This is a genomic window from Micromonospora sp. NPDC049151, assembly GCF_040648395.1.
Lineage (GTDB): Bacteria > Actinomycetota > Actinomycetes > Mycobacteriales > Micromonosporaceae > Micromonospora.
Genome location: NZ_JBEZDP010000005.1, coordinates 209,043 through 234,558 on the forward strand (window position 1 = coordinate 209,043; position 25,516 = coordinate 234,558).

The window sequence follows — 25,516 nt, forward strand, 5'->3', positions numbered from 1 at the left end:
GGCTGCTACTCCTCGACCACGTCGGCGATCACGACGGTGATGTTGTCCGGGCCGCCGGCCCGCAGCGCCAGGTCGATCAGCCGGGCCGCGCAGGCGTCGCGTTCCGGCTGCTCGCTGAGCACCTCGGTGAGCGTGTCCGCGCGGACCACGTTGGAGAGGCCGTCGCTGCACAGCAGCCAGCGGTCACCGGCCCGGGGCACCATCGTGGCGTACGACGGGGAGACCTCGTCGCCCTGCAACGCCTGGGTCACCACTGCCCGCCGGGGGTGGCTGCTGGCCTGCTCGGCGGTGATGACGCCCTGGTCGACGAGCATCTGCACGAACGTGTCGTCGCGGGTGACCTGCTTGAGCACGCCCTCGCGGTACAGGTAGGCCCGGGAGTCGCCGACGTGCGCCACCGCCAGGCAGCTGCCGGTGCGGGCGAACAGCAACGCGGTGAGCGTGGTGCCCATGCCCTGGCGTTCCGGATCCTCCTCGACGGCCTGGCGGATCCGCGCGGTGGCCACCTCGATCCCGCCCTGGAGCGCGGCGACGAGCGCGTCCTCCGGCGTCTCCACGTCCAGCGGGGCGATCGCGTCGATGGCGATGCGGCTGGCCAGGTCGCCCGCCGCCATGCCGCCCATGCCGTCGGCGACCGCCACCAGCCAGGCGCCGGCGTGCTGCGCGTCCTGGTTGCCGCTGCGGATCAGCCCACGGTCGCTCGCTCCGACGGAACGAAGCTTCAGGGTCATGGGTCGCAGCCTGCCAGGTCTAGGGCTCGGATGTCTCTAGGAGATCACTGACATCGTACGTGGCGCGCGGAATCCCGCCGCGCGCGGGCGCGCGGCAGCTCATCGGGCCGGATCGATTGACAGCGACGGAACGCGGTGGAAACATCGGGCTGATATTGGGAGCGCTCCCAGTTCCCGGTCTCCCCCACCACCCCCGAGCACGGAAGGAACCTCCGTGACCCGATCCCGTCGTCGGCTCGCCGCGATCGCGGCTACCACGCTGGCGCTCACCGGCCTCACCGCCGGCCCGGCGAGCGCCGAGGTGCCGCCGGACGCCCCCGAACAACTACGCAACGGCGACTTCAGCGCCGGTGTCTCACCCTGGTTCTCGTACGGCACCGGCGACCTCGCTGTCGTCGACGGCCGGCTCTGCACCTCAGTCGCCGCCGGCACCGCCAACCCGTGGGACGCCGGCATCGGCCAGGACGCGGTGCCGCTGACCCAGGGCGCCGAGTACGAACTCTCCTTCGACGTCTCCGCCACCCCGGGCGCGGCCGTCAAGGCGGTGCTCCAGCTCGGCAGCGCCCCCTACACCACGTACGCGAGCGTCGACGCGACCGCCACCGGCACCGCGAAGCACGTCACCACCACCTTCACCTCGCCGGCCGACAACCCCACCGCCCAGCTGATCTTCCAGGTCGGCGGCAGCGCCCAGGCGCAGACGTTCTGCCTGGACAACGTGTCGCTGCGCGGCGGGGAGCCGGCGCCGCCGTACGAGCCGGACACCGGTCCGCGGGTCCGGGTCAACCAGGTCGGCTACCTGCCCGGCGGCCCGAAGCACGCCACTGTGGTCACCGAGGCCACCGAGGCGCTGCCCTGGCAGCTCAAGTCGGCCGCCGGCTCGGTGGTCGCCAGCGGGCAGACCGCTCCGCGCGGCACCGACGCCGCCTCGGCGCAGAACGTGCAGACTGTCGACTTCTCCGCGTACCGCACGCCGGGCACCGGCTACACGCTCACAGTGGACGGCGAGACCAGCCACCCGTTCGACATCTCCGGCGCGCTCTACGACCGGCTGCGCGCCGACTCGCTGCAGTTCTTCTACGCCCAGCGCAGCGGCATCGAGATCGACGGCGACCTGATCGGCGAGGAGTACGCCCGCCCGGCCGGCCACCTCGGCGTCGAGCCCAACCAGGGTGACACCGACGTGCCGTGCCAGGCCGGCGTCTGCGACTACTCGCTGGACGTGCGCGGCGGCTGGTACGACGCGGGCGACCACGGCAAGTACGTCGTCAACGGCGGCATCGCCGCCTACCAGCTGCTGAGCACGTTCGAGCGGACCAAGACCGCCGAGACCGCCGACGGCGGCGCCGCCCTGGGCGACGCCACGCTGCGGGTGCCCGAGCGCGGCAACGACGTGCCGGACGTGCTCGACGAGGCCCGCTGGGAGGTGGAGTTCCTGCTCCGCATGCAGGTCCCGGCCGGCAAGCCGCTGGCCGGGATGGTCCACCACAAGATCCACGACCGGAACTGGACCGGCCTGCCGCTGCAGCCCCAGGACGACCCGCAGCCGCGCGAGCTGCACGCGCCGTCCACCGCCGCCACGCTGAACCTCGCCGCCGTCGCGGCGCAGTGCCAGCGCCTGTACGCCCCGTACGACGCCGCGTTCGCCGCCCGCTGCGGCACCGCCGCGAAGACCGCGTACGCGGCAGCCAAGGCGCACCCGGCGATCTACGCCTCGGCCACCGACGGCACCGGCGGCGGCGCGTACGACGACACGAACGTCAGCGACGAGTTCTACTGGGCCGCCGTCGAGCTGTGGCTGACCACCGGCGACAAGGCATACCTGGCCGACGTCACCGGCTCGCCGCTGCACACCGCCGACGTGTTCGCCGCGAACGGCGCGTTCGGCTGGCAGAGCGTCGCCGCGCTGGGCCGCCTGGACCTGGCCACCGTGCCGAACACGCTGCCCGCCGCCGAGAAGACCCGCATCCGCGAGTCCATCACCGCCGCCGCCGACAGCTACCTGGCCACCATCGCCGGCCAGGCGTACGGGCTGCCGTTCCCGGGCAGCGCCGACGCGTACGTCTGGGGCAGCAACAGCAACCTGGTGAACAACGCGATCGTGCTGGCCACCGCGTTCGACCTGAGCCGGGACGCGAAGTACCGCGACGGCGCGGTGCAGGCCGCCGACTACCTGTTCGGCCGCAACGCGCTGAACATGTCGTACGTGACCGGCTGGGGCGAGCAGCACGCCCGCAACCAGCACAGCCGCATCTTCGCCCACCAGTTGAACCCGGACCTGCCGCGCCCGCCGGCCGGTTCGCTCGCCGGTGGCCCGAACGCCGCGCTCCAGGACCCGTTCGCGGCGAACCTGCTCGCCGGATGCGCGCCGATGTTCTGCTACGTCGACGACATCAACTCGTACGCGACGAACGAGGTGGCGATCAACTGGAACTCGGCGCTGGCCTGGCTGGCGTCGTTCCTGGCCGACCAGGGTGACGCCGGCGCGGTGCCGGCGCCGTCCTGCGCGGTCACCTACACCACCCACGGGAGCTGGCCGTCCGGCTTCACCACCCAGGTGACGGTGCGCAACACCGGCACGAAGGCGGTGAACGGCTGGACCCTGCGCTGGGCCTTCCTCAGCGGCCAGAAGGTGAGCCAGTCGTGGTCGGCGCAGGTCGGCCAGAGCGGCGCCACCGTCACCGCGAAGAACCTGTCGTGGAACGCGAAACTGGCGCCCGGCGCCAGCACCACGTTCGGCTTCAACGGCGTCTCCTCCCCCGGCCCCAATCCCGACCCCGGGCTGGTCACGCTGAACGGAAAGGCCTGCACGGTCTCCTGACCGGGCGGATCGGGCGCCATCGCAGGACCGGGTACGGTCCTGCGATGGCGTACCTGTTCCTGCTCGGCGCGATCACCGCCGAGGTGATCGGCACCAGTCTGCTCAAGGCCACCGACGGCTTCACCCGCCTCTGGCCGACGCTCGGCCTCGCCGTGGCGTACCTGTCCGCGTTCGGGCTGCTCTCGCTGGCCGTGAAGGACATCCCGGTCGGCGTCGCGTACGCGGTCTGGTCCGGCCTCGGCACCGCCGCCATCATGGCGATCGGCGCGGCGTTCCTGGGTGAGCCGCTGAGCGTGGCGAAGGTGGTCGGGGCGGGGCTGGTCATCGCCGGGGTGGTGGTGCTCAACCTCGGCGGCGCGCACTGAGCACGGCCCGGCTCAGGCCGGCCGCCCCGCCGCCCGCAGCAGCCGGAGCTGCCCGATCTCGGCCACGTTCTTCATCAGCTCGGCGTTCACCCAGCCGGCGAGGTGCGCGACGGTGAGCCCCGCGTCGGCGGGCCAGGGGTACGCGGACGGCCGGTCCAGGTCGGCCTCGGCCAGCCCGTCCAGCGCTTCAGTCCACTCCGTCCGCAGCTCCCGCAGCCAGGCGACCGTCTCCGCGCCCGGCCCGGGCCAGCGGATGCCGTCGCGTTCCCGCGCCGGTCGCTGCCGCACGTGGTCGGCGGCGACCGACCACCACCAGCCGATGTGCCAGCTCAGCCACGCGATCGTGGGCACCGGGACCGGGTCCGGCTCGGTGTCGGCCCAGTCGGGACGCCACCCGCCGTCCGGGCCGGGACGCATGGTCCAGCAGAGTCCGCCCGGCTCCCAGAGGAAGTCCGCCGGCTCCAGCCGGTCGAGGTGGTACTCGGCGAGCGCCCAGGTCAGGTCGAACTGCCGGCGCAGCAGGGTGTTCACGGGGGCGGACACCGCGCGATCGTGGCACGGGACGCGGTCCCGGTCGACCGGTTGACCGCTCCCGGCCCCCGTGCGGGGGACGGGGCGGCGCATCGCGATCCGCTCGGCCGGGTCGAGGCCCAGTGCCGCCTCGGCGGCCAGCAGCTCGATCAGGCCCGCGGTCAGCTCCGTCCCGCGCAGCTCGCGGAATCCGCACCGCACGTAGTAGGGCCCGTTCCACGGCACCGAGCGGAACGTGGTCAGCGTCAACGCCGGCAACCCCTGCGACGACGCCCACCCCGCCACCCGGTCGAGCAGACGCCGCCCGATGCCACGCCGCGCGTACGCCGGGTCGACGCTGAGCTGCTGCACGTGCGCCGCGCCGTCGACCACGTCGGCCAGCACGAACGCGATCGGCCGGTCGGCCGGGTCGGTCGCCACCCACAGCCGGCCGGCGCGCTGCCCGGCGGCCAGCGCCTCCACCGGCAGCGGCGGCATGTCGGCCACCAGGGTCATGCCGATCTCCCGGAACGGGGCACCGGAGGCCACCTCGATCCGCTGCACCTCGGTCAACTCGTCGGCCCGGGCGATCCTGCTGCGCTCCACGGCGCCGACCCTGGCAGAGCGGGGACCGGCGGGCGAGCGGATTTCCCGTGTCGTGCTCCGGGTGTTCCGGCGGCGACCAGCGCCGGCGACGCCCCGCTGGGCTCGCGGTGTGACAGGCGTCGCCCCGAGCGGGGCTCCGGGCCGACCGGAACAGTCCTAGCGTCGACCCCATGGCCCTCGCCGGACCCCGCTGATGGGGCGCGTCTCGCCGCTCCCGCCGCCGGGCCCGCTGCGCACGCTCGCGTACGCCACGCTGGTAAACACCGTCGGCGCGGGGCTGTGGCTGGCCGGCGGGGCGCTCTATCTGACCCGGGACGTGGGCCTCTCCGCCCCCTCGGTGGGCGCCGGGCTCACAGTCGTCGGGCTGGTCGGGCTGAGCGCGAGCGTGCCGCTGGGCGCGCTGGCGGACAGGTGGGATCCGCCTACGATCTGGCCCCGCCCGGGGCGATCGGGGCGTACCAGGGTGCGGACGGCCTGCTCGCCGGACTGGCCCAGGCGCTCGGCCGGGGTCTGCTCACGCTGCTGGTGCTCGGCGGCGGTCCGGCCGGCTGGCTGGTGCTCGGCGGGATCTTCGCCGCCGCCGGGCTGACCGCCCCGGCGCTGACCGCCGCGCGGTGGCGAGCCGGGCCGCGCCGGAACCGCGACCCGCCGGCGTGCCCGGCTGAGCGCTGTGTAGCAGCATGGCGGGATGACCGACCGGCAGAGCATCACGATCCGCCCGGGTGGACCCGGCGACGCCCCCACGCTGCTGCGGCTGCTCGACAGCGCCACCGCCTGGCTGACGGAACTCGGGCGTACCGACCAGTGGGGCAGCGAGCCGGCGTCGATCGACCCGCGTCGCATCGCCCAGGCCGACGCGTGGGCCGCCGGGGACGGGCTGTACCTCGCCGAGATCGACGCGACTGTGGTGGGCGCGCTCGTGGTGGGTGCGGCCACCGAGTATGTGCCGCCGGCCACCGGGCCTGAGCTGTACGTGAACCTGCTGGTCACCGACCGGGCGTACGCGGGGCGCGGGGTCGGGGCGCGGTTGCTGGAGTACGCGGCGGAGCTGGCCCGCGAGCGCGGTGTCGGCCTGCTGCGGGTGGACTGCTTCCGCAGCCCCGACCGGGCGCTCGTGCGGTTCTACGAGAGCTGCGGGTTCACCGCCACCGAACCGTTCACCGTGGAGCGGCCGGGCCGCCCGACGTGGACCGGGCAGGTGCTGGAGCGCCGGGTCGGCTGAGTCAGCCGATCTCCTCGTCCACGAAGCACCAACGCCACGACTCCCCTGGCTGGACCGACCGCATCACCGGGTGCCCGCTCGACTCGAAGTGCTTCGTGGCGTGCTGGTACGGCGACGAGTCGCAGCAGCCCACGTGCCCGCAGGTCAGGCAGGCGCGCAGGTGCACCCAGTCCGGGTTGCCGATCGCCACGCAGTCGGGGCACTCGGTGGTGGTGCCGGGTTCGGCCGTACCGGCCTCGGCCAGGTGCTCGCAACTCATTCAACTACCTCCTGTCGCAGCAGGGACTCCTCCAGATCCAGGTCACGATAGGCGCGGGTGAGCACCTCCTCCGGGATCCGGCCGGAGTCGCGGGCAGCCCGGAACACCTCCCGCTCGGCGTCGATCATCTCCTGCCGCAGCCGCGCGTACGCCTGGGAGGGGGTTTCCCGTTCCGTGCCGCCCAACCGTTCCCAGGCCAGGTTGGCGCGGGAGGTGGTCAGCCCGCGCAGGCGTTCCACCACCGCCTCCGGTGCGCCGGCCGACAGCTCGTCAAGGCGTTCCCGGGCGGCCCGGCTGGCCCGTTGCTGCACCCCGGCGGCGGACAGCGCGTCCTGCACCGGGTCGTCCGGGGGCAGCCGCAGCCGCCGGGCCACCCAGGGCAGCGTGGCGCCCTGGCCGACCAGCGTCGCGACGATCACCGCGAAGGCCAGCCAGATGAGCAGTCCGCGCGGGTACGGCGTGTCGCCGGCGAGCGTGAGCGGCAGGCCCAGCGCGGCGGCGAGCGTCACCACGCCCCGCATGCCGGCCCAGCCGACGACGACGGGGAACTGGATCGGCGGCGCCGGGTCGCACCTGCGGATCCGGGGCACGAGCCGGGCCAGGTAGGTGGCCGGGAACACCCAGACGAACCGGGCCAGGAAGACGGCGGCCAGCACCGCCGCGGTGATCGCCACCAGCGAGCCGAACGGCTCGTCGAGGTCACGGACCACCTCCGGCAGTTGCAGGCCGACCAGCAGGAACACCAGTCCTTCGAGGAGGAACCGGATCAGCCGCCAGAACGCGGTCACCTGGAGCCGGGAGGCGGCCGACAGCAGCGTGGGCAGCTTGTGCCCGATGCCGAGGCCGGTCACCACCACCGCGACCACCCCGGAGGCGTGGATCTCCTCGGCGGCGAAGACCACGGCGAACGGCACGATCAGCGACAGCGCGTTGTCCAGCACCGGGTCGGTGATGCGCTTGTGCAGGTAGCCGAAGACCACCACGCCGAGCAGGCCGACCAGGATGCCGCCGCCCGCCGCGACGACCACCTCCCGGGCCACGTCGCCGACGCCGACCCCGCCGGTGGTGGCGGTCGCGGCGACGATCGCCACCCGCAGCAGCACCAGCGCGGTGGCGTCGTTCACCAGGCTCTCGCCCTCCAGGATGGTGACGACCCGGCGGGGCAGGCCGACCCGGCGGGCCACCGCGGTGGCGGCGACCGCGTCCGGCGGCGCCACCACCGCGCCGAGCGCCAGGCAGATCGCGTACGGCAGGTGGGGCAGGAACCAGTGCACGACGGTGCCCACCACGAAGGCGGTGAAGACGACCAGCCCGACGGCGAGCAGCAGGATCGGCCGCAGGTTGAGCCGGAACGCCGGCACCGACGTCTCCAGCGCAGCCACGTAGAGCAGCGGCGGCAGGATGCCCACCAGCACCAGGTCCGGGTCCAGCCGCACGTGCGGGAAGAACGGCAGGAAGGACAACGCGAGGCCGAGCACCACCAGCAGGATCGGCGCCAGCAGGCCGAGCCGGCGGGCCAGCGCCGCGCCGAAGGTCGCGATGGCCAGGAAGACCACGACCTCGAACAGAGCATCCACGACCGTCGAGCCTATGCGGCGGCGGGCCGTTGTGGGATCAGGCGGCGGAGCGCAGCTTCGGCAGCACCTCGGCGCCGAACGTGTCGATGAACGCGCGCTGCTCCTGCCCGACGTGGTGCAGCGCGATCTGGTCGAAGCCCAGCGCCACGTACTCCTCCAGCCAGCCGATGTGCCGGCCCAGGTCGGCGGAGACGTTCACGGTCTCGGCGACCTTTGACATCGGCACGTCGGCGCTCGCCACGTCGAAGTGCTCGGGGGTCTCCAGGTCCCAGCAGACCGGCGGGGCGAACACGTTGCTGCGCCACTGCTCGTACGCGATCGCCTCGGCCTCGGCCTGCTCGGGCGCCCAGCTCACGTGCACCTGGAGGTGCAGCGGGCCGCGCCCGCCCGCGTCCCGGTAGGCGTCGATCATCTGCCGCAGGTGCTCGACCGGCGCGTTGACGGTGATCAGCCCGTCCGCCCACTCGGCGCACCAGCGCGCGGTGGCGACGCTGACGGCGGCGCCGACCAGCGCGGGCGGCTCCTCCGGCCGGGTCCAGAGTCTCGCCCGGTCCACGGTGACGAGCCCGTCGTGGCTGACCTCCTCGCCGGCCAGCAGCGCCCGGATCACGTCGACGCACTCGCGCAGCCGTGCGGAGCGCACGTCCTTGCGCGGCCAGACCTCGCCGGTGATGTGCTCGTTTGCCGCCTCGCCGGTGCCCAGGGCGGCCCAGAACCGGCCCGGGTACATGGCGCCGAGCGTGCCGATGGCCTGCGCGATGATCGCCGGGTGGTAGCGCTGGCCGGGCGCGTTCACCACGCCGAAGGACAGGTTCGTGGCCTGGAGCGCGGACCCGAGCCACGACCAGGCGAACCCGGACTGCCCCTGCCGTTCGCTCCACGGCGAGAAGTGGTCGGAGCACATGGCCGCGTCGAAGCCGGCGCGCTCGGCGTGGATCACCGCCTCCAGCAGCCGGGCGGGGTGGATCTGCTCGTGGGATGCGTGGAAGCCGAACGCCGTCATGGTCGCCACTCCTACCCACCCCGGTCCGGATGTAAGCAGGGGCCCCTTCTTAACGCCTCCGGTAGAGGAAGGGGCCCCTGTTAACACCTCACTCGGAGTGCGCGCCGGCCCCCGCGCCGGCCTGGCCCTCGCCGATCCACACGGTCTTGGTGTTGCAGAACTCGCGCATGCCGGCGGCGGACAGCTCGCGGCCGTACCCGGAGTTCTTCACGCCGCCGAACGGCAACTCCGGGTAGGACGTGGTCATGCCGTTGATGAACACGTTCCCGGCGTCCAGGTCGACGGCGAAGCGCTCCTGCTCGGCCAGGTCGTTGGTCCAGGCGTTGGAGCCGAGGCCGAAGCTGGTGCCGTTGGCGACCTCGATCGCCTCCTCGTACGAGCCGACCCGGTAGAGCCCGGCGACCGGCCCGAACACCTCCTCGCTCCACATCCGCATCTCCGGGCGCAGGTCGGTGACCACAGTCGGCGGGTAGTACCAGCCGTCCCCGGCCGGCTTCTCGCCGCCGCAGAGCACCGTCGCGCCCTGGTCCACCGCGTCGGTGACCTGGGCGTGCACCTCGTCGCGACCGCGCTCACTGGCGAGCGGGCCGACGTCGGTGCCGTCGTCCATCGGGTCGCCGACGCGCAGCGCCGCCATCCGGGCGGCGAACTTCTCGGCGAACGCGTCGAAGACGTCGGTGTGCACGATGAACCGCTTCGCGGCGATGCAGGACTGCCCGTTGTTCTGGCAGCGGGCGGTGGTGGCGACCTCGGCGGCGGTGTCCAGGTCGGCCGAGGGCATCACCACGAACGGGTCGCTGCCGCCCAGCTCCAGCACCGTCTTCTTGATCTCCCGGCCGGCGATCTGGGCGATGGACCGGCCCGCCGGCTCGCTGCCGGTGAGCGTGGCGGCGCGCACGCGGGGGTCGCGCAGGATCCGGTCGACCGCGTCGGAGCCGACCAGCAGCGTGGTGAACGCGCCCTCGGGGAACCCGGCCCGGCGGAACAGATCCTCCAGGTAGAGCGCGGTCTGCGGCACGTTCGAGGCGTGCTTGAGCAGGCCGGTGTTGCCCGCCATCAGGGCCGGGGCGGCGAACCGCATCACCTGCCACAGCGGGAAGTTCCACGGCATCACCGCCAGCACCGGGCCGATCGGCTGGTAGCGCACGTACGCCCGCTTGGCCTTGACCGCGGCGGCGTCGGCGGGCTCGTCGGCGAGCATCCGCGGCGCGTTGCCGGCGTAGAAGCGGCAGGCGGTGGCGCACTTGGTGACCTCGGCCTTCGCCGCCGCGTACGTCTTGCCCATCTCGGTGGTCATCAACCGGGCCGTCTCGTCGCGCTCGGCGTCGAGCAGGTCGGCAGCGGCGAGGAGCCAGCGGGCCCGCTGCGCGATTGTGGTGTCCCGCAACTGCCGGAAGGCGAGGTCAGCCCGCTCGATCGCGGCGTCGATCTGCTCGTCCGACATCGCCTCGTACGTCTTGAGCACCTGTCCGGTGGCGGGATTGGTGGTGGCGATGGGCATCTCGTACTCCTGTCACTCGAACAGCGAGTGCCGCACGCCCGGCTCCTCCCGGCGGCGCGCGGCGCGGCGGCGCTGGATCACGACCAGGTCGACCACCGCCACCACGGCGAGCAGCGCGCAGACGACACCCAGCCAGGCGATGTCGGCGGCGAACGCGAGCACCGCGAAGACGGTCATCACGACCAGACCGAACGTGGCGAGCGCGAGCCGCAGGTTCAGAGCGCTGTTCGCGTGGCCGACCGTGCCACGGGCGCGACGGGGCTGTGATCGGGTCATTCCTGTCGCCTACCCCGGCTCGGGCGGGGATAACCGGCGGGCGGGGGAACGCCGGTGATCCGGGACACCCGGCGGGTGGCCGCCGGATGCGCCCGGTGGACGGGTGCGTTACATCGGTCTGCCGGTTCCGGCGGAGATCCCGCGGGCCGGTGGAGAGGATGGCATGACCACGACTCAGGCCGTACCCGTGACCGTCGCCGTGTCCCGGCGCGCTGACCCGGCGCGTACCCACGAGGTGGTGGCGTGGATGCGGGCCGGGACGGCGCTGGCGGAGGGCTTCCCGGGCTTCCTCGGCGCCGGTTTCGTCCGCAGCGCCCCCGGCTCGGGCGAGTGGCACGTGATGTACCGGTTCGCCGACGCGGACACGCTGCGCGACTGGGAGGAGTCGCCGCAGCGGCGCTGGTGGCTCAGCTCCGCGCAGGGCATCGTCGAGCACACGCGGGTGGAGCGGCGGACCGGCATCGAGGGGTGGTTCGCCCCGCCGGTGGACCACGTGGTCGAGACGTTCGGCGGGCCGGAGCCGGCCGCGCCGCCGCGCTGGAAGCAGGCCGTCACGATCTGGCTGGCGTTCTTCCCGCTCAGCCTGGCCGCCACGCTGCTGACCACGAGGTTCCTGTCCGGCGTGCCGCTGGCCGGCCGGACGCTGCTCATGACGCTCGTGCTCACGCCGCTGATGACCTACCTGGTGCTGCCCCGGATCACCCGGGTGCTGCACCGGTGGCTGCACGGCCGGTCGGCGCCCACACGGCAGATGTGAACGACAGTCGTCGATGCCCGATAGTCGACAGAACCGCCGCCGGGACCCCGCCGGGGCATAGGGTCGACGCGCCCGTTGCCGCCGCCGGACGGGGGACCGATGAGACGCTGGATCGCCGCGCTGGCCTGCCTGGCGGCGCTCGTCGCGCTCGCCTGTGACGGCGCCGGCGAGGCGTCGCCCCGGCCCTCCGGCACGCCCCGCCCCGGCGAGCCCCGGGTGCTGACCGCGCTCGGCGACTCGGTGACCACCGGCTACGGCTCCTGCCTGGTGCTGGTGAGCTGCGAACGCAACTCCTGGTCGACCGGGGACGGCCTGCGGGTGGGGAGCGTCTACCGGCGGCTGCGCGCCGACGTGCCGGGGCTGCGGGCGTACAACCGGGCGGCGCCCGGGGCTCGCGCGACGGCGCTGAGCGGCCAGGCCCGGTCGGCGGTACGCGACAAGGCCGACCTGGTCACCGTGCTGATCGGGGCGAACGACGCCTGCCGGGGCGACGTCGACGACATGACTGCGGTGGCGACCTTCCGCGACCAGGTGGACGCGGCGCTGGCGGTGCTGCGCGAGGGCCGGCCGAAGGCCCGGGTGCTGGTGACGAGCATCCCGGACCTGTACCGGCTCTGGCAGATCGGGCACACCGAGCCCCGCGCGGTGCGGGCCTGGTCGCGGGGCGTCTGCCCGGCGCTGCTGGCCGACGCCACGTCGAGCGCGCCCGCCGCGGCGGCCCGCCGGGCCCGCGTCAGGGACCGGATCGAGGCGTACGACGGGCAACTCCGTGCCGCCTGCCGGGCGTACGGTTCGCGCTGCCGCTTCGACGGCGGCGCGGTGCACCGCCACCGCTTCACGCTGGAGCAGGTGAACGTGCTGGACTGGTTCCACCCGAACGCGGCCGGGCAGGACCGGCTGGCGGAGGTGGCCTGGAACGCCTCCGGCTGGGCGAGCTGACCGGCCGGCACCGGCCGCCCGGGGCGGGTCGGCCGGCGCGCGGCGGGTCAGGGCCGGCGCGGGCCGGGTAGCTGCTGGTGGCCGGCGGCGCGGTAGAGGGCGCGCGTGCGGTCGGCCAGCTCCTTCGTCGCCGACGAGTTGGCCCAGGTGCCGAGCACGATGGCGGCGCCGGGCACGATCTTGGCGAACATCCGCTTGGCGGCGCGTACCCCGGCCATCCGGGCCAGCCGGACGCCGAGCTGGAGCATCACCCGGCCCAGCGCCCGGTCACCGGCGGCGCCGAACAGCGCGCCGGCCCGTTCCCGGCCGGCGGCCACGCCGAGCGCCAGGCGGGCGGCCTGGGCGGCCTTGTGCACCCGCTGGAGCACCAGCAGGTCGGTGGCCCGCTCGGGGTCCGTCGGGTCGGCGCCGTAGGCGGCCGCGACGTGCAGCACCAGCCGGGCCTGGGTCCAGGCCAGCACGCCCACGTCGATCACCGCGCCGGGCAGCCCGGCCGCGCCGGACACCGCGCCGGAGAGCCGGGCGTGGTTGACGAACTTGCGTACCGCCTGGTCGGCGAGCTGCTCCGGTGGCGTGTCGGGCCGAAGCGCCCGCTCCCGGGCGGCCCACTGCGCGGCCTCCGGGCCGAGCCGGCGTACCGCTTCCAGGGCCAGGTGCTCCGGCGCGTACTGCGGGTCCGCCCGCATCCGGTCCCACAGCTTGGCCGGTGGCGCCTCGGGCGCCTCCACCGGCGGGACGGGGGCGGTGGGGACGGCGTTGGGCTCCCCGTCGACGGGGGCGGGGTCGGTCACGAAGGGCTCCGGAGGGCTCGTGCGGCGGGGGGCGACGCGGGTCAGCGCCGGCGCGACTGGAGCCGGGTCGCGATCTGCCGAAGCCGGGCCTGGTTCTCCGGCTTGGACATCTCACGCCGGCCGCGCTCGACCAGCTGCTGGCCCCGCGGCGACCGCAGGAAGGCGGTGATCCGTTGCATCAGTGACATGAGGGTCCTCCCGTCCCGCGGTCCCCTTCATGTGTACCTGGGACCGGCAAGCCCTCTGATACCCGAATCGCCCCTTCGGCAACCCCCGTCCGGGTCAGCCCAGGATCTCGGCCACCACCTCGCCGGCCCGCCACTCGTGCTGGGCGTACGCGTCCGGGAACGCCGAGATCTGCACCGCCTGCGCGGCCACCGAGAGCGGCAGGTTCTGCCAGCCGGGGATCTCCGCCAGCGCGGACAGGAACGCCTTCGTCGCGTACTCGGGGTCCATCAGCTGCTCGACGGTGCCCCAGCCGCTGCTCGGGCGCTGCTGGAACAGCCCGACCGAGTCGTGGTCCCAGCCGATCGCCTGGTGCGGGTAGCTCTGCGACTCGGGCAGCACGCCGCTGGCGTAGTTGAGCAGGGTGCTCTCCTGCATGGCGGTCGCCACCGCGATGACCAGGGCCCGGCGCGGCATGCCCATCTTCTGGCCGGCCTGCACGATCTTCTTGGCGTTGTTCATCTGGGTGCGGTCGAGGCCGGCAACCGGGACGATCTGCCGGACCGTCTTCTTCGGCTTGGGCTTGGCGGTCGCCTTCGGGCTCGCCGTAGCGGACGGGGAGGCGCTGGGGGTGGCCGGGGCGGTGCTCGGGCGGGCCATGGCCCGGGAGGCCGGGTCGACCGCCGCGCGCTCGGCGACCTCCGCCGAGGGCGCCGGGCTCGCGGCGCGCTCCGGGGCGCCGAAGCCGGCCTGGCTGACGCCGACCAGGCCGAGGCAGCAGGCCGCGCCAGTGGCGACCGCGAGCTTCGTCCGGCCGGGCCGGGGGTTCGTCGGTGCCCAGAAGCGGGTACGTGGGAAGAGCCGTCGGAGCGTCGCCGACCGGTTGGTGGAGGAGGTATCGTCCGAACGGTCAGCCGGGCGGCCGGAGCCGAACGGGTCGTCGAGGTTGCCGTCGTTACGCATCCGACGAGGCTAGGCAGGGCAAACCGGGATCACCCAGGCCGATTGAGTGGCCCTCGCCACACTTTGGCCAGCATAAAGCGGACATGTCGCCCCGGCGTCGGTCGGCCGGTGACGGACCTCGGCAACCGGGCCAATCACCCGGGCGACAGTGGGCATACCGGGCCGGGCACTAACGTCGCAGACCTCCCGGTCCCGGCCGATGATCGACTAACTCGTCCGTTCGGACGATCCGGATATCGGTCGCCGGACCGGGGCGTAGCCGAATCGTGATCATCATCCGGGCATCGGACGTGGCCGTAACGGAATGGACCACGCACCCCGGTACGTTGGCCGAACCGGGGAGGCCGCACGGTCGGCACTCCCCCGTACGCGTCGACAGGGAGGACCCACCGGTGCTCGATCCACACGAGCTCTACGAACTCACCGACGAGCTGCCCGAGCTCGGCCAGCCGGTGCTGATCCAGGCGCTCACCGGCTTCGTCGACGCCGGCAACGCCACCCGGCTCGCCCGGGAACAGCTGCTCACCTCGCTCGACGCCCGGGTGATCGCCCGTTTCGACGTCGACCAGGTCTTCGACTACCGCTCCCGCCGCCCGGTGATGACGTTCGTCGAGGACCACTGGGAGTCCTACGACGCCCCGGCGCTGGAGCTGCACCTGCTGCACGACGACGACGAGACCCCGTTCCTGCTGCTCACCGGCCCCGAGCCGGATCTGCAGTGGGAGCGTTTCGTCGCCTCCGTCGCCGGGCTCAGCGCCCGCCTCGACGTCCGGCTCACCGTCGGGCTCAACTCGATCCCGATGGCGGTGCCGCACACCCGGCCCAGCGGCGTCACCGCGCACGCCACCCGCAAGGAGCTGATCGCCGGGCACGAGCCGTGGCTGCAGAAGGTGCAGGTACCGGCCAGCGTCGGTCACCTGCTGGAGTACCGCCTCGGCGAGCGGGGTCGCGACGCCCTCGGCTTCGCCGCCCACGTGCCGCACTACGTGGCCCAGGCCGAGTATCCGGCCGCCGCCGAGGCGCTGCTGTCCGCCGTGTCCCGCAGCACCGGACTGCTCCTGCCCGTCGAGGATCTGCGGACCGCCGCCGAGGCGGTCCGGGTCGAGATCGACCGTCAGGTCACCCAGACCGAGGAGGCGGCGACGCTGGTCCAGGCGCTGGAGGAGCAGTACGACGCGTTCGCGCGCGGCCGGGGCGAGAAGAACCTGCTGGCCGGCGAGACCGGGCCGCTGCCCACCGCCGACGAGCTCGGTGCCGAGCTGGAACGGTTCCTGGCCGAGCAGACCCGCCCGGGCGACACCCCGGAGCGCTAGCGGACCGCCGCCCGTCCCGGGGCGGGCCGCTCGGCGGGCCGGGCGGCGGCGTCCCCGGGGATGCGGCAGGGTGGAGACATGCGCCTGGCGACCTGGAACGTCAACTCGGTGAAGGCCCGCCTGCCCCGGCTGCTCGACTGGCTGGCCACCACGAAACCCGACGTCGTGTGCCTGCAGGAGACCAAGTGCCCCGACGGGGCGTTTCCGGTCGCCGAGGTGGGCGAGCTGGGCTACGAGGTGGCCAGCCACAGCGACGGGCGGTGGAACGGCGTCGCCGTGCTGTCCCGGGTCGGGCTGGCCGACGTGACAGTCGGCTTCCCGGGCGAACCCGGGTTCCCCGAGCCCGAGGCCCGCGCCATCTCGGCCACCTGCGACGGGCTGCGGGTCTGGTCGGTGTACGTGCCGAACGGCCGCGCGCCGGACGACCCGCACTACGCGTACAAGCTGGCCTGGTTCGCGGCGCTGCGCGACGCGCTCGAACCGGAGGTGGCCGGACCACTGCCGGTGGCCGTCTGCGGTGACTTCAACGTCGCGCCCACCGACGCCGACGTCTGGGACCCGGCGCTGTTCGTCACCTCCACCCACGTCACCCCGGCCGAGCGGGCCGCCCTGGCCGCGCTGCGCGACCTGGGGCTTCAGGACGTGGTGCCGACACCGATGAAGGGGCCGCACCCGTTCACCTACTGGGACTACCGGGCCGGGATGTTCCACCAGAACAAGGGCATGCGGATCGACCTGGTGTACGCCAGCGCGCCGTTCGCCCGCGCGGTCCGCTCCGCGTACGTGGACCGGGAGGCCCGCAAGGGCAAGAGCCCCTCCGACCACGCCCCGGTCGTGGTCGACGCCGACCTGGCACCGGCCGTCGAGACGTTCTGAGCCCGACGCTGGTTAGGGTGGACACATGGCTGTCGTGAAGATCAACGCGATCGACGTCCCGCCCGGTGCCGGCGAGGAGCTGGAGAAGCGGTTCGCGGCCCGGGCCGGCGCGGTGGAGAACTCCCCCGGCTTCCTCGGCTTCGAGCTGCTGCGCCCGGTCGCCGGTGACACCCGCTACTTCGTCTACACCCGCTGGGAGAGCGAGGAGGCGTACCAGGCGTGGGCGCAGGGCCCGTCCCGGGCCGCGCACGCCGAAGGCGGCGAACCCCGCAAGCCTGTCGCCACCGGCGCCACCCTGCTGGAGTTCGAGGTGGTTCAGCAGGTCCCCGCCAAACCCTGACCCACCCCCTCCCACCTTCCCCGCCCCGTTGGAGATCTTGGAAGATTTGGGCCCTCACAGGGGCCGTTTCCTTCCAAGATCTCCCACGGCCCTGGCGCTCCGGGTCTCCGCTCGGCGATCATGAGGTTGGCGGTGACGAAACGGGCAACCTGCGCCGCCAACCTCATGATCGACACGGCCGGGACGTGCCGGGCGGGAGCGGTCAGCGGGTGAGGGACGCGAAGACGATCACGTTGTCCTGGTAGCCGGTCCGGCCGCCGACCCACTCGCCGCCGCACGTGATCAGGCGCAGCTCGGCCGGGCCCGAGTCGCCGTAGACCCGGGCGGCGGGCAGGTTGGCCTTGTCGAAGTACTCGACGCTGTCCACCGTGAAGGTCACCACGCTGCGGTCCGCGCGGGTCACCTGGATCCGGGCGCCCGGCTTGAGCGAGCGCAGCCGGTAGAAGACGGCCGGGCCGCTCTTGGTGTCGACGTGGCCCACGATGATCGCCCGGCCCGGGTCGCCGGGCACCGCTCCCCTGTCGTACCAGCCGGTCTGGTCGTGCTCGGTCAGCGGCGGCACCGCCACCGAGCCGTCCTTCGCCTGCCCGACCGGGGTGACCGGCGCGTTGACCTTGATGGCCGGCACCGCCAGGCGTACCGGCCGGCTCGCCGGCTTGCGGACCGGGGCGGCGGCACTCACCGCGGGCGCGGCGACGCTCGATTCTCCTGACTCGGCGGACGCGTCGGCGAAGTCGAACGGCCCGGCCGTGCGGCCCAGGCCGGCCCCGGTGGCGAACACGCCGACCAGCACCAGCACCACCGCGAGGGGCTTCGACCAGGAGCCCCGGCCTCGGTCTCGTCCGCCTGGCGACGCCGGTGGCGGTTCGACAGGCGGCGGCCCGGCGGGGCGTGGGCGCAGGGCCGGCGGCCCAGCCGGTGGCGGGCTCCACGGTCGCGACGCGGCGGGCGGCGGCATCCACGCCCGCGCCCCGGAGACCGGCACGGCCGGCGATCCGGTGCCGGCGGTCGGTCCGCTCCGGCCGGCCGGGCGAGACGAGCCCGTGAAGGTGTCCGCTCCGTCTCCGTGCGGCGAGCCGGCCCGGCGCGCGGCAGCCGGGGGCGCGACGGCCGGGGGCGCGGCGGCCGGGGGCGCGACGGCCGGGTCGGCCCTGGAGAACCGGGCCGCCTCGGTGGGCGGTGCGGCGGGCGGGCCATTCCGGGACGGGCGGGCCGCGTCCGTGGGTGGCGCGGCGGGCGGGGGCAGGGCGAGGAACGGCCAGCCGGAGCGCCGGGATCCGGCGGGCGGCGGCGGGACGAAGTGCTCGGCCATGACCGGCCTCAGCGTCCGGCGGCGCCGCGGGCCTGCCGGCGGGACGCGGCCACGCCGAGCCCGGCGCCGACCACAGTCACCGCCAGCCCGACGGGCACCAGCAGGCCGCCGAGTCCGGGGCCGGCGGTGCCGCCGAAACCGGTCGCCGGACCACGGCTGGGCAGGTGACTCGGCTGGGGCGGCTGCCGGGTGGGCTGCCCCTGCTTCACCACCTGGAGCATGGTGGAGGCGGTCTCCCCGCCCGGGCATTCCAGCTTGACCCGGTAGTTGCCGGGCCGGGTGCGCTCGTGCACCATCGGCGTGGCGGTGAGCAGGCCGCGCTGCGGCTGCACCTGGATCTTGCCGAACGCGTCCGAGGTGACGATCGCCGGTACGGAGTTGTCCCGGCAGCTCGCCCGGATGCCGACCAGGTAGCCGGGCGAGACGGTGCCCGGGGTGACCTCCACGAAGATCACATCGGCCGGGGGCTGTTCCGGCACCGGCTCGGCGGCGCGCGGCGCGGCCTGGGCGGGCCCGGCGCCGGCCAGCGGGGCGGCGCACGCGGCGAGGGCGACCAGCAGCGCCTCACGTACCCTGAACGACCCCATGACCCCTCCCGGCGTACGGGATGAATCCTCTCACCCCCGGCCGCACATCACATCCGATCCGGGTCGCGTAGGCTCGGATCGCTGTGACCCTCACCGACATCGCCGCCGGCCGCATCCGTACCTTCCATCCGCGTCGCGGACGGATGAGCGAGCGGCAGCGCGACGCGCTCACCCGGCTCTGGCCCGCGTACGGCCTCGAGATCGCCGCCCTCGACGGGCCGTGCGATCCGACGGCGCTGTTCGGACGACGGGCGCCACTGGTGCTGGAGATCGGCTCCGGCATGGGCGACGCCACCGCCGCCATGGCGGCGGCCGACCGGGACCGACACTATCTGGCGGTCGAGGTCCACACGCCGGGAATCGCCAACCTGCTCGACCTGGTCGAACGCCACGGTCTGGACAACGTGCGGGTGGCCGAGGGGGATGCGCTGGACCTGGTCCGGGCCATGCCGGAGGGCTGCCTGGACGCGGTGCACGTCTTCTTCCCGGACCCGTGGCCGAAGACCCGCCACCACAAGCGGCGGATCATCGCGCCCGCGCACGTGGCGCTGCTGCGGTCCCGGCTGGCGCCGGGCGGCACGCTGCACTGCGCGACGGACTGGGCCGAGTACGCCGAGTCGATGCGCGAGACGCTCACCGCCGACCCGGAGCTGGTCGACGTGTACGGCGGCTACGCGCCGCGCCCGGCGCACCGGCCGGTGACGAAGTTCGAACGGCGCGCGCTGACCGCCGGCCGGGAGGTCTTCGACCTGATCCACCGGCGGCGCTGAACCCGGTTGGCGCGGCGCGGTGGGATCCAGGCACGATGGGAGCCGCCATGACTCTCACCGCCGCGCTGCCGAAGACCGCCGACCCCGACACCCTCTACGACGCGTTCGCCTCCTGGGCGTCCGAGCGCGGCCTGGACCTCTATCCCCATCAGGAGGAGGCGGTCATCGAGATCGTCTCCGGCGCGAACGTGATCATGAATACGCCGACCGGCTCGGGCAAGAGCCTGGTGGCGATCGCGGCGCACTTCGCGGCGCTGGCCGACGACCGGACGACCTTCTACACCGCGCCGATCAAGGCGCTGGTCTCGGAGAAGTTCTTCGCGCTCTGCGAGGTCTTCGGCGCGGAGAACGTCGGCATGCTCACCGGCGACGCCAGCGTCAACGCGGACGCGCCGATCATCTGCTGCACCGCGGAGATCCTGGCCAACCTGGCGCTGCGCGAGGGCCGCCGCGCCGACGTCGGCCAGGTGATCATGGACGAGTTCCACTTCTACGCCGAACCGGACCGGGGCTGGGCGTGGCAGGTGCCGCTGATCGAGCTGCCGCAGGCCCAGTTCGTGCTGATGTCGGCCACGCTCGGCGACACCACCCGCTTCGTCGACGACCTGACCCGGCGCACCGGGCGGCCGACCGCCGTCGTCCGCTCGGCCGAGCGGCCGGTCCCGCTCCTCTTCTCGTACGCGACCACGCCGCTGCACGAGACGCTGGAGGAGCTGCTGGAAACCAGGCAGGCCCCGGTGTACGTCGTGCACTTCACCCAGGCCGCCGCGCTGGAACGCGCCCAGGCGCTGATGAGCGTGAACGTCTGCACCCGCGCCGAGAAGGACATGATCGCGAGTGCGATCGGCAACTTCCGGTTCACCTCCGGCTTCGGCAAGACGCTGTCCCGGCTGGTCCGGCACGGCATCGGCGTGCACCACGCCGGCATGCTCCCGAAGTACCGCCGCCTGGTGGAGACGCTCGCCCAGGCCGGCCTGCTCAAGGTCATCTGCGGTACCGACACGCTCGGCGTCGGCATCAACGTGCCGATCCGTACGGTGCTGTTCACCGGCCTCTCGAAGTACGACGGGGTGCGCACCCGGCTGCTCAAGGCGCGCGAGTTCCACCAGATCGCCGGCCGGGCCGGTCGGGCCGGATTCGACACGCTGGGCCGGGTCGTGGTGCAGGCCCCCGAGCACGTGATCGAGAACGAGAAGGCCCTCGCGAAGGCCGGCGACGACCCGAAGAAGCGCCGCAAGGTGGTGAAGAAGAAGCCGCCGGAGGGTTCGATCGGCTGGGGCGAGCCGACGTTCCAGCGCCTCGTCGAGGCCGAGCCGGAACCGCTCACCTCCAGCTTCCAGGTCAGCCACTCGATGCTGCTGAACGTGATCGGCCGCCCCGGCGACGCCTTCGCCTCGATGCGGCACCTGCTCACCGACAACCACGAGGACCCGGCCGCCCAGCGCCGGCACATCCGCCGGGCCATCGCCATCTACCGGGCGCTGCGGGCCGGCGGCGTGGTCGAGGAGCTGCCCGAGCCGGACGAGACAGGCCGCCGGGTGCGGCTCACCGTCGACCTCCAGCTCGACTTCGCGCTCAACCAGCCGCTGTCACCGCTGGCGCTGGCCACCATCGAGCTGCTCGACCGCGAGTCCCCGTCGTACGCGCTCGACGTGCTCAGCGTGATCGAGTCGATCCTGGACAACCCCCGCCAGGTGCTCTCCGCGCAGCAGTTCAAGGCCCGCGGCGAGGCGGTCGCCGCGATGAAGGCCGAGGGCATCGAGTACGAGGCCCGCCTGGAACTGCTCGACGAGGTGACCTGGCCCAAGCCGCTCGCCGAGCTGCTGGAGTCCGCGTACGAGATGTACCGGCAGGGCCACCCGTGGGTCGCAGACCACCAGCTCTCCCCCAAGTCCGTGGTCCGGGACATGTACGAGCGGGCCATGACGTTCCCCGAGTACGTCCAGTTCTACGGCCTGTCCCGCTCCGAGGGGCTGGTGCTGCGCTACCTCGCCGACGCGTACAAGACGCTGCGGCAGACCGTCCCCGAGGACGCCAAGACCGAGGAGCTGGTCGACCTCATCGAGTGGCTGGGCGAACTGGTCCGCCAGGTCGACTCCAGCCTGATCGACGAGTGGGAGCGGTTGCGCAACCCGTCGGACGTGGCCGAGGTGGCCGCCTCGCTGGACGACCGGCCGCCGGCGGTGACGCGCAACGCGCGGGCGTTCCGGGTGCTGGTGCGCAACGCGTTGTTCCGCCGCGTCGAGCTGGCCGCGCTGCGCCGCTGGGACCTGCTCGGCGAGCTGGACGCCGGGGACGGCTGGAACGCCGACGCCTGGGCCGACGCGCTGGAGCCGTACTTCGAGACGTACGACTCGATCGGGGTGGGGCCGGACGCGCGCGGGCCGGCGCTGCTGATGATCGAGCAGGGCCGCGAGAGGTGGACCGTACGGCAGATCCTGGACGACCCGGACGGCGACCACGACTGGGGCATCAGCGCCGAGATCGACCTGGCCGCCTCCGACGAGACCGGCGCGGCGGTCATCCGGGTGACCGACGTGGGTCAGTTGTAGCAGCGGCACGCTGACGCGGGCCGTCGCTCAGCGGGCGCGCCGTGCGTGAGCGACCGTTCGACGGGCGTCGCGCCAGGCGACGAAGGCCGTCCGGATCCGGGGCGGGGAGGTGATGTCCTCGCCCCGCCGCCGGGCGGCGAGCCGGTCGATCAGCCAGGCGGGGGCGTGTGCCTGGCTGATCGCCTGCGTCTTGGTGAGCAGCATGCCCTCGCGGAGCGCATGCCGGCCCCGGGCCATCGAGGTGAGGCCGAGTTCGGCGATGGTGGGGGCGAGCCACAGCCACGGGCGCCGGGCGGCCCAGGCCCAGTAGCCGGTCAGTTCGGCGCGGGCCGCCGCTCGTATGTCGTCGGCGGAGACCTCGGGGAAGACGTCGCGCGGTGCGCGTCCGAAGACCTCGTATCCGTGTCGGTCCAGTTCCGCTCGAGTGACCCTGGACAGGACGCGGTGGACGAGCCGGCCGTGGGTCCAGGTCGGATGCCGCAGGTCGAGGTCGGGGATGGTGGCGGCGTCGACGTACACGCAGCCGAGCTTGAACCCCGCAGCGCTGCCGCTGTCGAGGCTGCGGTGGATCGTGACGAGTGCCGCCTGCCGGGCGGCGTCGACCGGTCCGTCGACGAGCGCGACCAGGTCGAGGTCACTGATGCCCGGCACGTAGTCGCCGGTGGCGAGTGAACCCGCCACCATCAGGTCGCTGACCCAGCCCAGCCCTCTCAGCTCGTCGCCGAGGTCTGCGACGACAGCAGGTGACGCCGCCATGCGGCGAGTATAGGGAGCGTCCGGCGTCGATGCTGGAGTCCTGCGCCGACCGGCCCGGCCGACCACCGGCGGGCAGGCCGAGAACGTCCGCCGAAGCCCTGGGCGATGTCAGACCCGTCGATTAGAATGTATGTACTAATCCCGTCGTTGACCTGGGAGGACGCCAGTGACCGCGCCCACCTCCGCCGCCCCTGTCACCCCCTATGCCACCCTCCTCGGCTTCACCCGGTACGTCGACCGCACCGGCCCCACGAAGGCCACCTTCGTCGGCGGGCTGCGCCGCCAGCGGGCCAGCCGGCACGGCTTCAACCCGCACGGCCAGTTCGTCAAGGCACTCAAGGCCGACGTCGCGTTCCACACCGGCGGCACGCACCTCGCGCAGGTCGTCGACCTGGTCAAGCCGCGCTGGCGCCCGCTCTACGAGGCGCTGGTGCCGGGCGCGACCCGCTGGTTGCACTCGCTCGGCGAGCCGGCCGGCGTCGACCTGGCGCAGACCCGCGACGCGCTGGCCATGCTGGGCGACCTGCCCGTGAAGATCAACCCGCAGTTCGGTGTGCGCTTCGCCGACGGCCGGGCCGAGGCGATCCGGCTGCACTTCGACGAGGCGCCGCCGAGCGAGGAGGCGACCCTGGCCACGCTGCACCTGATGGCCCGGCACATGGACGCGGTGCTGCCGCACGCCGAGCCGGTCCTCGTCGACGTGCGGCGCGGCGAGGCGCACCGGATGCCCGCCGACGTCAAGCCGGAGCCGATCGAGCAGTGGCTGGCCGGTGAGGCCGCCGCCTTCCGCGCCATCTGGTCCACCGCCGCCTGACCTGGCGCAGCGAACGGCCGCCCTCGCCCGAGGGCGGCCGTTCGTCGTGGCCGGCGTCCGGTGAGGACGCTTTTTCCTCCACCTGGCCGGAACAGGTGGCATATGTGGGCAATCATTGGGAACAGCCCGGCATGGCTGTCGACTCCACGAACGTCCGTCGCCACCGCGACCGGACCGATCGGGGCGCGCGCCGATGCTGACGCTCGCCCCACCGCGTCGCCGCCGCCTGGCCGAGTCGGTCGGCGCGGCGCCGGCCGCCCCGCGTCCCTACGGCACCGACCCGGAAACGGCCGGCAAGGTCGCCGACACGGTCCAGAGCAAGCTCGCCTGACCTCGCCGCGCCGCCCCGCGCGGCGGCCGCGCGGCACGGACCCGCCTGATCCGTCTCGTTCCGTCGCTCGTCAAGGAGCAGCAGTGGTCACGAACGACTCACCTGTCGCGTCTCCGCTACGGACCGCCCGCGCCCCGCGCCCGGTACGTGGCCGGCTCATCCTGCTCGGGCCCGCCTTCGTGGCGGCGGTCGCGTACGTCGATCCCGGCAACTTCGCCACCAACTCCACGGCCGGGGCCCGGTACGGGTACCTGCTGGTCTGGGTGGTGGTGGCGGCGAACCTGGCCGCCATGCTGGTGCAGACGCTCACCGCCAAGCTCGGTCTGGCCACCGGGCGCAGCCTGCCCGAACTGTGCCGGGAACACCTGCCCCGGCCGCTCAACCGGGTCATGTGGGCGCAGGCCGAACTGGTCGCCATGGCCACCGACCTGGCCGAGGTGATCGGCGGGGCGGTCGCGCTCTACCTGCTGTTCGGCGTACCGCTGCTGCCCGGCGGCCTGATCATCGGCACCGCCTCGTTCGCGATCCTGGCGCTGCGCGCCAGGGGCTTCCGTACGTTCGAGATCGCCATCGCGGTGCTGCTCGGCGTGATCGTGCTGGCGTTCGCGGTCAACCTGGTCAGCGCGCAGCCGGACGCCTCCGCCGCCGCGGCCGGGCTGCTGCCCCGGATGCAGGGCACCGACAGCATGCTGCTCGCCGCCGGCATCCTGGGCGCGACGGTGATGCCGCACGTCATCTACGTGCACTCGGCGCTGACCCCGAACCGCCTGCCGGCCGAGGGTGAGGCGCAGCGGCGGGTGATCGCCAAGGGCCTGCGAATCGACGTGCTCATCGCGCTGGGAATCGCCGGCGCGGTCAACCTGGCCATGCTGCTGGTGGCCGCGAGCAGCTTCCACGGCACCTCGATCCCCGGCACCGACACCCTCGAAGGCGTGCACGCCGGGCTCGCCACCGCGCTCGGTACGGCGGCGGCGGTCGGCTTCGCGGTCGCCCTGCTCCTGTCCGGCCTGGCCTCCACGAGCGTCGGCACGTACGCCGGTGAGATCATCATGCAGGGCTTCCTGCGCCGCCGGATCCCGCTGCTGGTCCGCCGGATGATCACACTGCTGCCCGCGCTGGCGGTGCTCGCGATCGGCGTCGACCCGACCCGCGCGCTGGTGCTGTCCCAGGTGGTGCTGAGCTTCGGCATCCCGTTCGCGCTGATCCCGGTCGTGCTGTTCACCCGCCGCCGGGACATGATGGGCGCCCTGGTCAACCGGCGGGCCACCACCGCCACCGCGGTGGCGATCACCGCGTTCGTGGTGGCGCTCAACGGGTTCCTGCTCTGGCAACTGGTGGCCTGAACACACCGCGCCCGTCCGGCCGGCGACGGCGGGACG

Annotated in this window: 27 protein-coding genes; 14 read left to right on the forward strand and 13 right to left on the reverse strand. The window is 73.5% G+C overall.

The features are described from left to right. Positions 1–5: 5 nt before the first annotated feature. Positions 6–731 (reverse strand): protein phosphatase 2C domain-containing protein, encoded by a 726-nt coding sequence (locus tag AB0B20_RS08840; RefSeq protein ID WP_357387007.1) that lies wholly within the window; start codon positions 729–731, stop codon positions 6–8. Positions 732–945: 214 nt separating this feature from the next. Between AB0B20_RS08840 and AB0B20_RS08845 the strand changes: the two genes are divergently transcribed. Together AB0B20_RS08845 and AB0B20_RS08850 are read left to right on the forward strand one after the other, a co-directional pair. Continuing rightward, positions 946–3,552 carry a glycoside hydrolase family 9 protein gene (locus AB0B20_RS08845; RefSeq protein ID WP_357469293.1) on the forward strand — a complete coding sequence of 869 codons (2,607 nt, stop codon included), beginning with the start codon at positions 946–948 and terminating at the stop codon, positions 3,550–3,552. Positions 3,553–3,596: 44 nt separating this feature from the next. Beyond that, on the forward strand, positions 3,597–3,917 hold the full coding sequence (locus tag AB0B20_RS08850; RefSeq protein ID WP_069089914.1) for a multidrug efflux SMR transporter: 321 nt from the start codon (positions 3,597–3,599) through the stop codon (positions 3,915–3,917). A gap of 12 nt (positions 3,918–3,929) precedes the next feature. Here the strand turns inward: AB0B20_RS08850 and AB0B20_RS08855 are convergent, their stop codons facing one another. Next, positions 3,930–5,033: a GNAT family N-acetyltransferase gene (locus AB0B20_RS08855; RefSeq protein ID WP_357387003.1), complete on the reverse strand. Its 1,104-nt coding sequence runs from the start codon at positions 5,031–5,033 to the stop codon at positions 3,930–3,932. A 193-nt stretch (positions 5,034–5,226) separates the two neighbouring features. On the opposite strand from AB0B20_RS08855, the gene AB0B20_RS08860 reads away from it, so the two are divergent. Together AB0B20_RS08860 and AB0B20_RS08865 are read left to right on the forward strand one after the other, a co-directional pair. Next, the gene (locus AB0B20_RS08860; protein WP_357469296.1) at positions 5,227–5,622 is read left to right on the forward strand and encodes a hypothetical protein; all 396 of its coding nucleotides are present in this window, start codon (positions 5,227–5,229) and stop codon (positions 5,620–5,622) included. 99 nt (positions 5,623–5,721) lie between these two features. Then, positions 5,722–6,255, forward strand: coding sequence for a GNAT family N-acetyltransferase (locus tag AB0B20_RS08865; protein ID WP_357386999.1), 534 nt, complete (start codon positions 5,722–5,724; stop codon positions 6,253–6,255). 1 nt (position 6,256) lies between these two features. Here AB0B20_RS08865 and AB0B20_RS08870 read toward each other — a convergent pair whose 3' ends face one another. The 5 genes from AB0B20_RS08870 to AB0B20_RS08890 form a co-directional block, all read right to left on the reverse strand. Continuing rightward, entirely contained in the window at positions 6,257–6,514 is a 258-nt protein-coding gene (locus tag AB0B20_RS08870; RefSeq protein ID WP_357386997.1) for a UBP-type zinc finger domain-containing protein, read from the reverse strand. Continuing rightward, on the reverse strand, positions 6,511–8,091 hold the full coding sequence (locus tag AB0B20_RS08875; RefSeq protein WP_357469299.1) for a Na+/H+ antiporter: 1,581 nt from the start codon (positions 8,089–8,091) through the stop codon (positions 6,511–6,513). The genes AB0B20_RS08870 and AB0B20_RS08875 overlap by 4 nt, the downstream gene beginning before the upstream one ends. Positions 8,092–8,128: 37 nt before the next feature. Further along, entirely contained in the window at positions 8,129–9,094 is a 966-nt protein-coding gene (locus tag AB0B20_RS08880) for a TIGR03885 family FMN-dependent LLM class oxidoreductase (protein WP_357387140.1), read from the reverse strand. Positions 9,095–9,182: 88 nt separating this feature from the next. Continuing rightward, a complete protein-coding gene (locus AB0B20_RS08885) occupies positions 9,183–10,595 on the reverse strand; it encodes an NADP-dependent succinic semialdehyde dehydrogenase (protein WP_357469302.1) in 1,413 nt (470 codons plus the stop codon). A gap of 12 nt (positions 10,596–10,607) precedes the next feature. Beyond that, positions 10,608–10,871 carry a DUF6343 family protein gene (locus tag AB0B20_RS08890; RefSeq protein ID WP_013285356.1) on the reverse strand — a complete coding sequence of 88 codons (264 nt, stop codon included), beginning with the start codon at positions 10,869–10,871 and terminating at the stop codon, positions 10,608–10,610. Positions 10,872–11,034: 163 nt separating this feature from the next. On the opposite strand from AB0B20_RS08890, the gene AB0B20_RS08895 reads away from it, so the two are divergent. Together AB0B20_RS08895 and AB0B20_RS08900 are read left to right on the forward strand one after the other, a co-directional pair. Beyond that, a complete protein-coding gene (locus AB0B20_RS08895) occupies positions 11,035–11,628 on the forward strand; it encodes an antibiotic biosynthesis monooxygenase (RefSeq protein WP_357386991.1) in 594 nt (197 codons plus the stop codon). Between the two features lie 99 nt (positions 11,629–11,727). After that, complete coding sequence (locus AB0B20_RS08900) at positions 11,728–12,567, forward strand: GDSL-type esterase/lipase family protein (protein WP_357469305.1); 840 nt, start codon at positions 11,728–11,730, stop codon at positions 12,565–12,567. Positions 12,568–12,614: 47 nt separating this feature from the next. Here AB0B20_RS08900 and AB0B20_RS08905 read toward each other — a convergent pair whose 3' ends face one another. The 3 genes from AB0B20_RS08905 to AB0B20_RS08915 form a co-directional block, all read right to left on the reverse strand. Next, a complete protein-coding gene (locus AB0B20_RS08905; RefSeq protein WP_357386987.1) occupies positions 12,615–13,358 on the reverse strand; it encodes an EcsC family protein in 744 nt (247 codons plus the stop codon). A 41-nt stretch (positions 13,359–13,399) separates the two neighbouring features. Further along, on the reverse strand, positions 13,400–13,546 hold the full coding sequence (locus tag AB0B20_RS08910; protein WP_357386985.1) for a hypothetical protein: 147 nt from the start codon (positions 13,544–13,546) through the stop codon (positions 13,400–13,402). A gap of 94 nt (positions 13,547–13,640) precedes the next feature. Continuing rightward, a complete protein-coding gene (locus AB0B20_RS08915; RefSeq protein ID WP_357386983.1) occupies positions 13,641–14,486 on the reverse strand; it encodes a peptidase M23 in 846 nt (281 codons plus the stop codon). A 392-nt stretch (positions 14,487–14,878) separates the two neighbouring features. On the opposite strand from AB0B20_RS08915, the gene AB0B20_RS08920 reads away from it, so the two are divergent. The 3 genes from AB0B20_RS08920 (at position 14,879) to AB0B20_RS08930 (ending at position 17,015) form a co-directional block, all read left to right on the forward strand. Further along, a complete protein-coding gene (locus AB0B20_RS08920) occupies positions 14,879–15,799 on the forward strand; it encodes a PAC2 family protein (protein WP_357386981.1) in 921 nt (306 codons plus the stop codon). A gap of 78 nt (positions 15,800–15,877) precedes the next feature. Beyond that, entirely contained in the window at positions 15,878–16,675 is a 798-nt protein-coding gene (locus tag AB0B20_RS08925; RefSeq protein ID WP_357469308.1) for an exodeoxyribonuclease III, read from the forward strand. Between the two features lie 25 nt (positions 16,676–16,700). Continuing rightward, entirely contained in the window at positions 16,701–17,015 is a 315-nt protein-coding gene (locus AB0B20_RS08930; protein WP_302906002.1) for an antibiotic biosynthesis monooxygenase, read from the forward strand. Positions 17,016–17,217: 202 nt separating this feature from the next. On the opposite strand, the gene AB0B20_RS08935 is transcribed toward AB0B20_RS08930, so the two are convergent. Continuing rightward, positions 17,218–17,916, reverse strand: coding sequence for a class F sortase (locus tag AB0B20_RS08935; protein WP_357469420.1), 699 nt, complete (start codon positions 17,914–17,916; stop codon positions 17,218–17,220). A 419-nt stretch (positions 17,917–18,335) separates the two neighbouring features. Then, positions 18,336–18,914, reverse strand: a complete 579-nt coding sequence (locus AB0B20_RS08940) for a hypothetical protein (protein WP_357386977.1) — start codon at positions 18,912–18,914, stop codon at positions 18,336–18,338. Positions 18,915–19,057: 143 nt separating this feature from the next. Here AB0B20_RS08940 and trmB point away from each other — a divergent pair, with 143 nt between their 5' ends. Beyond that, positions 19,058–19,684, forward strand: coding sequence for a tRNA (guanosine(46)-N7)-methyltransferase TrmB (gene trmB, locus AB0B20_RS08945; protein ID WP_221489093.1), 627 nt, complete (start codon positions 19,058–19,060; stop codon positions 19,682–19,684). Positions 19,685–19,731: 47 nt separating this feature from the next. Continuing rightward, a complete protein-coding gene (locus AB0B20_RS08950) occupies positions 19,732–22,236 on the forward strand; it encodes a DUF3516 domain-containing protein (protein WP_357469311.1) in 2,505 nt (834 codons plus the stop codon). A 27-nt stretch (positions 22,237–22,263) separates the two neighbouring features. Here the strand turns inward: AB0B20_RS08950 and AB0B20_RS08955 are convergent, their stop codons facing one another. Next, positions 22,264–22,992 carry a nucleotidyltransferase domain-containing protein gene (locus tag AB0B20_RS08955; protein ID WP_357469314.1) on the reverse strand — a complete coding sequence of 243 codons (729 nt, stop codon included), beginning with the start codon at positions 22,990–22,992 and terminating at the stop codon, positions 22,264–22,266. 166 nt (positions 22,993–23,158) lie between these two features. Here AB0B20_RS08955 and AB0B20_RS08960 point away from each other — a divergent pair, with 166 nt between their 5' ends. From AB0B20_RS08960 to AB0B20_RS08970, 3 genes are all read left to right on the forward strand, one after another. Then, the gene (locus AB0B20_RS08960; RefSeq protein ID WP_357469317.1) at positions 23,159–23,806 is read left to right on the forward strand and encodes a hypothetical protein; all 648 of its coding nucleotides are present in this window, start codon (positions 23,159–23,161) and stop codon (positions 23,804–23,806) included. Between the two features lie 193 nt (positions 23,807–23,999). Then, the gene (locus AB0B20_RS08965) at positions 24,000–24,137 is read left to right on the forward strand and encodes a hypothetical protein (RefSeq protein WP_357469320.1); all 138 of its coding nucleotides are present in this window, start codon (positions 24,000–24,002) and stop codon (positions 24,135–24,137) included. Positions 24,138–24,220: 83 nt separating this feature from the next. Further along, positions 24,221–25,480, forward strand: a complete 1,260-nt coding sequence (locus tag AB0B20_RS08970) for an Nramp family divalent metal transporter (RefSeq protein ID WP_357469323.1) — start codon at positions 24,221–24,223, stop codon at positions 25,478–25,480. The last annotated feature ends 36 nt before the right edge of the window (positions 25,481–25,516 follow it).